Annotated in this window: 7 protein-coding genes; 3 read left to right on the top strand and 4 right to left on the bottom strand. The window is 59.6% G+C overall.

What is annotated here, in order from left to right; genetic code table 11:
• Window positions 1-1,046: BTAD domain-containing putative transcriptional regulator (locus tag ABIZ35_RS24880; protein WP_348222631.1), on the bottom strand; the 1,046-nt coding region annotated here is incomplete at its 3' end.
• A gap of 256 nt (window positions 1,047-1,302) precedes the next feature.
• Between ABIZ35_RS24880 and ABIZ35_RS24875 the strand changes: the two genes are divergently transcribed.
• The 3 genes from ABIZ35_RS24875 to ABIZ35_RS24865 all read left to right on the top strand — a co-directional run bounded on the left by ABIZ35_RS24875 (window position 1,303) and on the right by ABIZ35_RS24865 (window position 5,331).
• Window positions 1,303-2,340, top strand: a complete 1,038-nt coding sequence (locus ABIZ35_RS24875; RefSeq protein WP_348222630.1) for a hypothetical protein — start codon at window positions 1,303-1,305, stop codon at window positions 2,338-2,340.
• Window positions 2,341-2,465: 125 nt separating this feature from the next.
• Window positions 2,466-4,304, top strand: coding sequence for a protein kinase (locus ABIZ35_RS24870; protein WP_348222629.1), 1,839 nt, complete (start codon window positions 2,466-2,468; stop codon window positions 4,302-4,304).
• A gap of 25 nt (window positions 4,305-4,329) precedes the next feature.
• Complete coding sequence (locus tag ABIZ35_RS24865) at window positions 4,330-5,331, top strand: tetratricopeptide repeat protein (protein WP_348222628.1); 1,002 nt, start codon at window positions 4,330-4,332, stop codon at window positions 5,329-5,331.
• Window positions 5,332-5,335: 4 nt separating this feature from the next.
• Here ABIZ35_RS24865 and ABIZ35_RS24860 read toward each other — a convergent pair whose 3' ends face one another.
• The 3 genes from ABIZ35_RS24860 to ABIZ35_RS24850 all read right to left on the bottom strand — a co-directional run.
• Window positions 5,336-5,776, bottom strand: a complete 441-nt coding sequence (locus ABIZ35_RS24860; protein ID WP_348222627.1) for an SRPBCC domain-containing protein — start codon at window positions 5,774-5,776, stop codon at window positions 5,336-5,338.
• 41 nt (window positions 5,777-5,817) lie between these two features.
• Window positions 5,818-7,785 carry an ankyrin repeat domain-containing protein gene (locus tag ABIZ35_RS24855; RefSeq protein WP_348222626.1) on the bottom strand — a complete coding sequence of 656 codons (1,968 nt, stop codon included), beginning with the start codon at window positions 7,783-7,785 and terminating at the stop codon, window positions 5,818-5,820.
• Window positions 7,786-7,906: 121 nt separating this feature from the next.
• Window positions 7,907-9,049 (bottom strand): substrate-binding domain-containing protein (locus tag ABIZ35_RS24850; protein WP_348222625.1); only part of this gene is annotated, 1,143 nt, incomplete at its 5' end.

The following is a 9,049-nucleotide window of genomic DNA, read 5'->3' as shown; positions in this document are numbered from 1 at the left end:
AAGCGCTCGGCGGCGCGACGGGCGAACTCCGACGCCAAGCGCGTCTTTCCGGCGCCTCCCGGCCCCACCAGCATGGTGAGACGCGGCGGCGTATGGGATCCCTTGGGCGGCAGCATCTGAGATGCTAGCCGGTGCATCTCCTGCTCTCTCCCGATAAACCGGCTCAGCCAAAAAGGAATAGGCGCCGCCGGCGGCGCGGGCGCAGCCTCAACAGGCGCGGCGCAATCTTGAGTTTGTGGAGGATCTGTGAAGGGAGCCTTAGCCGAAAGGCGAGCCGCCTTGGAGACAGCCGATGAAGGAACGGTCTCTCCGAGAAGATCCGCTACCGCGCGGCGAGCGGCGAGAGCGGGACCGCTGGCAAACTCCTGCTGGAAAAACTGCTCGAAGCTTTGGGCGGCTTCGCGCGCCGCGCCGCGCTGACCTGCCTGGACCAGGCGGCGGATCAAGGTGACGTGCGCTTCTTCCGTATATGGATCGGCGGTCAGACGACGGCGCGCCGCCTCAGACGCCTCGTCGAAGCGCCCCAGCGTCTCCCAGGCGTCGCCTAGGCGATCCAGCGCCGTCACGAGACGCGCGTGCAGGCGCTCGGACTCGCGCACGGCCCAATCCTGAAAATTGCCTTCCTGGAAGTCCCCAGAATACAACGCGACGGCCCGCTCCAGAAGGGCGGCGATATTTTGCGGACCGGAGGCGCTTTCGGCTTCACCGCACAGCCGCTCAAACTCCGCGACATCGGTGGTGACAGCCGCCGGGTTCAGGCCGATCTGGGCGTGCGAGGTTACAAGAATGCTGCCCTGACGCACGCCGGGCGGCTCAATCTGCCGGCGCAGGCCGCTCAATGTCGTGCTGAGATTGCTGCGCCCGGCAGCCAGATCCATGTCTGGCCAGAACAGATCGATGACCTGCTCCCGCGCCTGAGGACCGGGACGCAGGGCCAGGTAAGCCAGCAGCGCCGCCGCCTTCTGAGTACGGAAACGGGTCACCGTCTGATGCGCCTGAACGACGGTCAGCGGCCCCATCAGTTGGATTCGGCATCGCGGGTCCAAAAGCACTTCTCCCAAAGATAAAAAGCGAGCAGCCAGCAATCACCCCAAGAAAAAACGAAGACAGCTGATTTTGTTTAGGATTGGTTCAGGATCGGCGGTTACACTATGCTCGTATTGACCGCAGGTAACACTATTATACGACTTTGCGAGCCAAACTGCAAAAATCGAGCAGGCAGGCTTATTGAAATTTTACAGCAAGACCGAAGAAACGCGCGCCATGGCCGTCGCCAGTTTACACTTAGGAAAGGTTTTGATAATGATTACCCTCTTGTATTCTCTGAAACACGCCGGCCGAAGCTTCGGACTGCTGTCCATTGGCTTCCTGTCGGCTCTCGGAGCGATGTCGCTCACCCATGTGTCTCCCGCTCAGGCGCAGAGCCCCGGCGTCAATCTCGCCGCGCTCGTCGCGCAGGTCAACGCGCTGCAAACGAAGCTGTCCGCCGAGGACGCCCTTATCCACGCTCAAGCGGCGACGATCGCCGCAATGCAGCACGAGCTGGCCAGCAGCGAGAGCGAGATCGATACGCTCAAAAACGGACAGGGCGCAAACGCCGCCGCCATCGCCGCCCTGCAAGGCGATGTCAACGCCCAAAGTTCCGATCTCGGCGCTCTGCAGGCAGTGACAGCGTCCATGCGCGTCTCCGGGTCCGACCTCATATTCACCGGCGTCAATGTCCATATCGTCAGCGGTTCCGGCGCCACCAACGACTTCGGTCGGCCTACCGGTCTGGGCAACTTGATCGTCGGTTACAACGCCAAGAGCCCGTACGCCGCGCAGACCCGCACCGGCAGCCACAATCTGATCCTCGGCGACGCCAACAATTATTTGTCTTACGGGGGCATCGTCGCCGGAGCGAATAACACGTCTGGCGCGCCCTACGCTTCAGTGACAGGAGGCAGCCAGAACGTCGCCAGCGGCCGGTACGCCACGGTGACGGGCGGCTACACCAACACCGCCAGCGCCAACTGCGCATCCGTCAGCGGCGGCGACTACAATATGGCGGATGGCGTGTTCGCCTCGGTGAGCGGCGGATATCACAATTCAGCCAGCGCGGACGAAGCGTCGGTCAGCGGCGGAATCGGCAACAAGGCCGGCGATGAAGGCGCTTCGGTAAGCGGCGGCGTCGGCAACAGGGCGATCAGCTTCGGCGCATCCGTCAGTGGAGGCAGCGGCAGCACGGCCTACGGGCGCCAAGCCCCCATGAGCGGAAGCATCGGCGACAAGAGCGATCTTGAAAACGCCTGGAGCACGGTCAGTTGCGTCACGCTTCACGCCAGCATCGCCGCGCACTGAGCTTGGTCCTCCAGAGATTTCTTTGTCCATTTTGCCAATTGAGGTGGTATCATAGAAGAGTAGGCAAGCAGACAGACGCACATCCGAAACCTGAACTCTTTTTCGTCCCTCCTCCGATTTAAGCAATGGAAATAAGCACTCGATTAGGACCGTACCGGCTGGATGAATTGACCGGAGAAGGCAGTGTCGCGCAAGTTTACAAAGCTTGGCACATGAACCTGCAGCGGTTTGAAGCGCTCAAGCTGCTCCGAGATTCGATGGCGCACGAGGAAACCATCGTGGCGCGCTTTCTCTCGGAGGCGCGCACCGCCGCGAAACTCAGCCACCGCCATATTGCGACCATTTACTCCGTCGGCGACGGAAATGGGAGCCGGCCCTATTTTACCATGGAGCTGATCAAGGGGCGCGATCTCGGCGAGCATCTCCGACGCCGTGGTCCGCTGACGCTGAGCGAAGCCGCTCCCCTTCTCCATCAGATCGCTGAAGCGATCGATTACGCCCATAGCGTGGGCGTCATTCACCGCGACATCAAGCCGGCCAATATCCTGTTGGAAGATATGAACTCCGGCGGCTATATGGTCAAGCTCGTGGACTTCGGGATCTCCCGGGTCGCGGAGGAGGACGCCGCCGCCCGGCTCACGCAGACCGGCGGCATCGTCGGTACGCCGAAGTATATCTCTCCGGAACAAGCCAACGAGCAGCCCGTCGATTACCGATCGGACATCTATTCCTTCGGCGTCGTCGCCTATGAGATGATGTGCGGACGCACACCGTTTGAAAGTTCGGAGACGGCGACCGCCATGGCGCTGCTGATGGCGCACGTTCATAACGCCCCGCCCCCGCCGCGAGAACTGGCGCCGTCGCTCTCACAGACCACCAGCGACGCTCTCCTGCGATGTCTCGCCAAATCGCCCGGTGAGCGGTTCAGCACATGCGGCGAGTTCGTCCGGGTGCTCACCGCGCCGCGAGGCGCGGAACCGTCATCGCCCGTCATTGGAACGGCGTCGCCCGCCGCGCCGTCGCCCCCCGCTGAAACAAAAATCACTTTCTCCGCCGCGCCCAAAGTCACCCAGGCAGTCGAATCGTCTGCTCCGCCGGCCGTGACGAACCCTCGACGGACGATATTGACGGCAATCGGCGCGGCGGCAGCCGGCGCTTTGGCGGTCTGCGTCGTCTTCGCCTTCACTCACAAGGCGCCGCCCCCCACCCCAATTGGCCGCAAGATCAAAGCGCCGGTAATCTCCGTGCAGCGCAACGCCACGCCGCCCTTATTATCCAAGCCCATCCATGCGCCAACGCCGGTCGCGGCCCAGAAGGCCGCCCCAGCAGTCGCGCCTCCGAAGGTCGCTCCGAGAGTGACAGCCCAGAAAGTCGCGCCGCCGCCCACGCCGGCGAAAGCTCCCATGACGCTTCTGGTCAACCACACGGAAGCGCCGCTGCCCGCGCCTGTGAAGCTGGCCCCGAAAAACGCCGTCCCGTCTCCGCCAGCGCCGACTATCGCTAAGGTAAAACCAGCTGTAGTCGTCAAACCAACCGTCGCCGCCGTCAAACCAGCCGTAGCCGTCGTCAGACCGGCCGTGGCTGCCGTCAAACCGACCGCGCCCGCCGTGAAACCGGCGACGTCTGCCGCAAAACCGGCAGTGCGCAAAACGGCGCAACCACACCTGGCAATCGCGGCGGCTCACACGCCGATCCGCAATCGTCGTGTGAGAGCCGCGCAGCTTCGACGAAAGTCTCGGGTTCAAAAGGCGCACCCGCCCGCCCGGATCGTTAAGGTTCATACTCTCGCGGATGCATGGAAGGCGAGCTACCGTAAGGAATTGGCCCTCTCGCATTCATTCCGCGCCAAGGGTGATCTCGTTCAGGCCAACGCCCTGGCCCAAAATGCGGAAGACAGCCGCCGCCACGCGACGCTTACTCCCAAGCCCAAACCCAAGGCAAAGAAACGAAAATTGCGCCATTAACGGCAATCATAGGGATCGATTCAGAATGAGTTTCTTAGGAAGTCTATTTGGCAAAAAGAGCCAGCCGCCGGCCGATCCGGCGCAGCCGCAGCGTTTTGATGAGGAGTGGGAGCAAGCAGTAAAACGCTTTGGAGCCGTGACCAAGCTGGGCGCTATCAACATGGAGTTGAAGCATCCGAAAACCGGCAATCTCATGACGCCGCATGATGGCCTCGGTCAGACGTTCTCCGAATGGAAAGCAATCGAATCGCCGTACGACAAGCGCGCCCTTCTGTTTGAGCAGATCATGAGCATGGTCGGCAAGTCAATGAAACGATGGCAGGTCGCGAACTATCTCGTCGCCAACCGGAGCCCACAGCAGGCGATGTCACTGCTGGAGAAGGCCGAGGAATCGGAAAAAGCCGACGCCCAATTTCAAGCGGCCATGGCCAAAACTTTGATGCGACTGGATCGCCCGTCGGATGCTCTCAATCACGCGCGGCAAGCAATCGAAACCGCCCCGGACGAGCAGAGTCTTCAAACGGTATACGCCGACGCCCTCCATTTGACTGGCCGATGTGAAGAAGCGCACGCCATTTACACCCGCCAGATGGCCCCGGCTCAGCCCGTCGTGGACACTTCCATTGTTTCCATGTTCGAATCTCTGTTCAGCCAGGAAACCGGGTCAGTCCCCTCTCCGGTTCTGGCGGTCGAGATTGCAGAGAGTTTGAGCGACCCGGCCCAATCCGAGGAGTTCTGGCGTCTGGGCGAAACGGAATTTTACGATAGCCCTTATTTCCGCATGCATCACGCCTATCATCTGATCAACACCGGCGCAAAAGATCGAGGCTTCGTGAAGATGATCGCGCTGGTGAAGGAAATGCCCTGGCTGCGGGAAGCCAGCCTCAACCTTTCGCTGCTGTTTGAGCAGTTCGATCCCACGGGACGGCAGATCATGCCGGAGCTTCAAACAGTGCTGCGTCAGAACATCGAGAAAAACGGCTGGACGACGGCCGGAATGAACAAAATCACGCTCAGCACGAACTGACACGTTACGCAGTTTCGCTCAAAACTTGGGCAAGGCCCGCAAGCAGCGTGGTCCATCCGTCTTTCGTCCGATCAGCGAATTCCAAATAAACTCCCTCGTGAGTGAGCGTCAGTTCGCAGCCCGCGCCGATGGAAGCAATGTCCACGGTGACGATCGTCGCCTTTTCCACAATCTCATCGCCAAAATCGAACGTCAAACGGCGTGGTCGGTCGAGCTCCAGATAGCGACCGTAGTGCGCCACGTCCTCATCGCCACGGCGCTCGATGATCGTAAAGCCGCCGCCGACACGAGGGTCGATCTCCACGCTCAGCATCTCGCCACCCGGCGTGGCGAACAGCCACTTGCCGGCGAGTTCAGGATCAAGCCAGGCGTCAAAAACGCGCTCGGATGGCGCGTCGAAGCGGCGGACGATCTGGATCGTAGTGGTCGGGTTTTCAATGGGCATCTTCATTTTTCCTTGCTGTACAGAGAGATACGTTTTATGCGTCATCCGGCATGATCTACGCGCCAGACGAGGCTTTCGAGATCGAGAATATAGGTGTCGGTATTTTCCCGACTGCTTTCCCTGCCCTCCCCCATTATCACGGTTCCGCCCGTAATTGTAATTTCATGAGCGCCAGAGAGTACAGCCCGGTGTTTGTAGATCCATCCGGGATTGTCCCCCATGGCGGTCAACGGCTCCATCTGAAAAGTCTGGATGTTGAGACGGTACACAGGAGTTTCCCCAAAACGCCGCTTGCCATAATATCCGAGTGATCCGATCAGATAAAGATCCTCGCCGACGAGCGTTGCTGTATGAAAGTCGGTCGGGGGAAATACGGCCTCCGGATAACCATAGATCGTGAGTGTTCCATCGGCATCGTGCGTAAAGACATCGTTATGGACACAATATTCGCATCCGTCTTCATGCCCACCCCCGATTTGAATAATGAGTCCGTCGTCGAGCAAGCTGATCGATTGTCCGAAACGATCGGCGCTCCAGACCGATTCATGGATATTGGTATAACGGTCGTCTCCGCCCGCGCGCAGCGCTCCGCGGTATGCATTCAATCCCGAACGCACCATCCCTTCCCAGAAAGGGTTGGTCATATTCTCAGGATTTTGCGATCCAAAACGACGGGCATAATGCAGTTCGAATTCCTCTACTGAGACATTGAGTAAACTCTCCTCGGGCTCAGAAGGATATCCCAGAATTACCCGTCTCCCTTCCGAAGAAAGCTCCTGCGGGTCGGCTCCCGCCGCGAGCAGTTTCATCGCAATCTCACGTCCGTCCGCGCAGCTCAAGGCGGTTCCACTACCAGCCTCCCGATTCACATCGGCGCCGGACGCTAAGAGAATATCGACCGCGTCCACATTTCCGTACTCTGTGGCTTGTCTCAATGGCGAATGTCCAAAATTATCGGTTTGCTCCACATCTTCTCCAATGCTAAGCAGCCACGTCAGCATCGACGAATGGCCGTTTTCAATTGCGTAAAAGAGCGGAGGCTTGCCGCATCGTCCTCGCGCATCGCGCCGCGCCCCATGGCCGAGGAGATATTTCGCCTTGGCGACATCCCCCGTTTGAATGGCGATCAGCCAGGCGGTGCGCTCCCACGTGTCCCGCTCCTCGAAATTTACTCCTTGGGCCGCCACACGCTCCACATCGGCAAGCGTTCCGAAGACGACTGCTTTCATCAAATCCGTAAAGTGCACTTCGTTTGGATCGGCGCCGGCGTTCAGTAAAAGATGCACAGCGTCAAAATGCCCGAAGTTGGATGCTACGCGAACCGCGGATTCCCGGTAGCTCGTTTTGCCCCTCGTTGATACGCCATTTTCGATGAGAAAACGGAGCATTTCCATCAGCTTTGGTCCATAATCGAGAGCGCTCGCATAGATGGCGTTGATCATGGCGTCGTAACCATGTGCATCCCGATAATGGATATCGGCGCCGACGGCGATCAGATCGGATATTTTTTGCGTGTCGCCCGCCACAATGGCTTCCTTAAGTTCGTTGTGAAGCGAGACTTGTTCCGCACTCTTGACGGCGTCCTTTGTTTTGTCTAGGTCCACAAGCATCTTAGCCCAGCGTGCATCTGTTTGATCAAGATATTCCGCGTCAACGCCTGCGATTGTGAGTGTGACTTCGCAGCCCAAATCCGTCGGCGCAATCTCCACGGTGACGCGTGTGGTTTTGAAACTGACGATGCGCTCGATAACGTCAAACACCAAGCGTCTTGGACGATCAATCTCCAGATATTGGCCGAGGCGCGCAATGTTCTCGTCGCTGGGATACTTACCGATGGTGAAGCGTCCGCCGACACGGGCGTCGATAGATACGATCGGTATTTTGCCATCCGGAGGGGCGAAGAGCCACTTGCCCACGCTTTCCGGGTCGAACCAGGCATCGAAGATTTGCTCAGGCGAGGCGTCAAAATGGCGAGTAATAGCAACGGTCCCGGTCGGCTGCTCGGTCATGGGGTTCTCTCCTTCGTCCGAGGGAATGATATTCGAGTTTGCATTCCGTGTCAAGCGAACGGGAGGCGAAACGCAAAAAGCCCCGCCGACCGAAGTCAGGCGGGGCTTTACGAATAAGTGATTAGAAGTCGAACTTGTCGATGTTATCCTTGTTGAAGACGAGGATGTCGCCCAGTAGGATCTTGTCGCCGTCGATCTTCTTTTCTCCCAGCTTGCCGGCGGTGAAGGTGGTGGCGCCGGGCTTGAGCTTGCCGGTCGCGACGGCTTCGGCGGCGTAGATGGTCAGGTAGCCCAGGTCTTCCGTGTTCCACAGGACGACGGATTTGACCGTGCCGCTCTTGACATACGGCTTCATGTTGTTGGGGGTGGACAGGCCGGTCACCAAGACTTGGCCGGATTTGCCCGCCTGCTTGATGGCTTCGGCGGCTCCTGGGAAGGCGACGCTGCTGATGCCGAAGACGCCCTTGAGGTCCGGGTAGGTCTTCATGAGGTCCTGGGTCACCTGGAAGGCGAGCGTCTGGTTGTCGTTGCAGGGCTTGACCCCGATGAGCTCAAGTTTCGGATACTTCTTCAAGCGCTCCTTCATGTACTTGATCCACTCGTTCTGATTGGCCGCCGTCAACGTCGCGGTCACAATCGCCACTTTGCCGGTCGGCTCCGCGCCGCCGATGTCTTTGGCCATTGTGTCCACCAGCGCGTTGCCAATCTGCTCGGAGGTTGCCTGATCGACAAAGAACTCACGCGACTCGGGCTTGCTGTCGGCGTCCCACGTCAGCGTGTGCACGCCCTGCTTACGGGCCTTCTCCATTGCGGGCGAGAGCACGTTCGGGTCGTTCGGCGAAACGCAGATGACATTCGCGCCTTTCAGCGTCCAGGATTCGATCAGGGAAGCCGCCGCCTCGGGAGCGCCATCGGTGGGCCCATCATAGACGAGGTTGACGTCGCCCAGTTCCTTCGCGGCGGCCTCGGCGCCGACGCTGCAGGAGGTGAAGTAGGCAATGCCCTTTTGCTTCGGCAGAAGATAAACATTAACCTTTTGCCCGGCGGCGACGGTGGTAGGGCCACCGCCCGTGGTGGAGCCGTTATTCTTGCCGCAGCCGGTCGCCAGGACGGCGCCGCAGAGCAGACCGAAGGTGATTGGGCGAATGAGATGTCGCATGCGTGTTCCCTTTGATGATGAGATATGTTTGATGTGACCTGCTCCGGCGCTCCGCCGCAGACCCACCCCGGCCCTTGGGGCCACCCCTCCCGCAACGGGAAGGGT

This window comes from Capsulimonas sp. (assembly GCF_039929585.1).
In the GTDB taxonomy this organism is placed as follows: domain Bacteria; phylum Armatimonadota; class Armatimonadia; order Armatimonadales; family Capsulimonadaceae; genus Capsulimonas.
The sequence above is the reverse complement of the archived record's forward strand: the minus strand, read 5'-3'. Positions and strand labels throughout refer to the sequence as shown.

Coding starts and splice junctions, on each gene's coding strand:
- ABIZ35_RS24860 (WP_348222627.1), bottom strand. CDS start 5,776: ATGCCCATTGAAAACCCGACCACTACGATCCAGATCGTCCGCCGCTTC.
- ABIZ35_RS24865 (WP_348222628.1), top strand. CDS start 4,330: ATGAGTTTCTTAGGAAGTCTATTTGGCAAAAAGAGCCAGCCGCCGGCC.
- ABIZ35_RS24870 (WP_348222629.1), top strand. CDS start 2,466: ATGGAAATAAGCACTCGATTAGGACCGTACCGGCTGGATGAATTGACC.
- ABIZ35_RS24855 (WP_348222626.1), bottom strand. CDS start 7,785: ATGACCGAGCAGCCGACCGGGACCGTTGCTATTACTCGCCATTTTGAC.
- ABIZ35_RS24875 (WP_348222630.1), top strand. CDS start 1,303: ATGATTACCCTCTTGTATTCTCTGAAACACGCCGGCCGAAGCTTCGGA.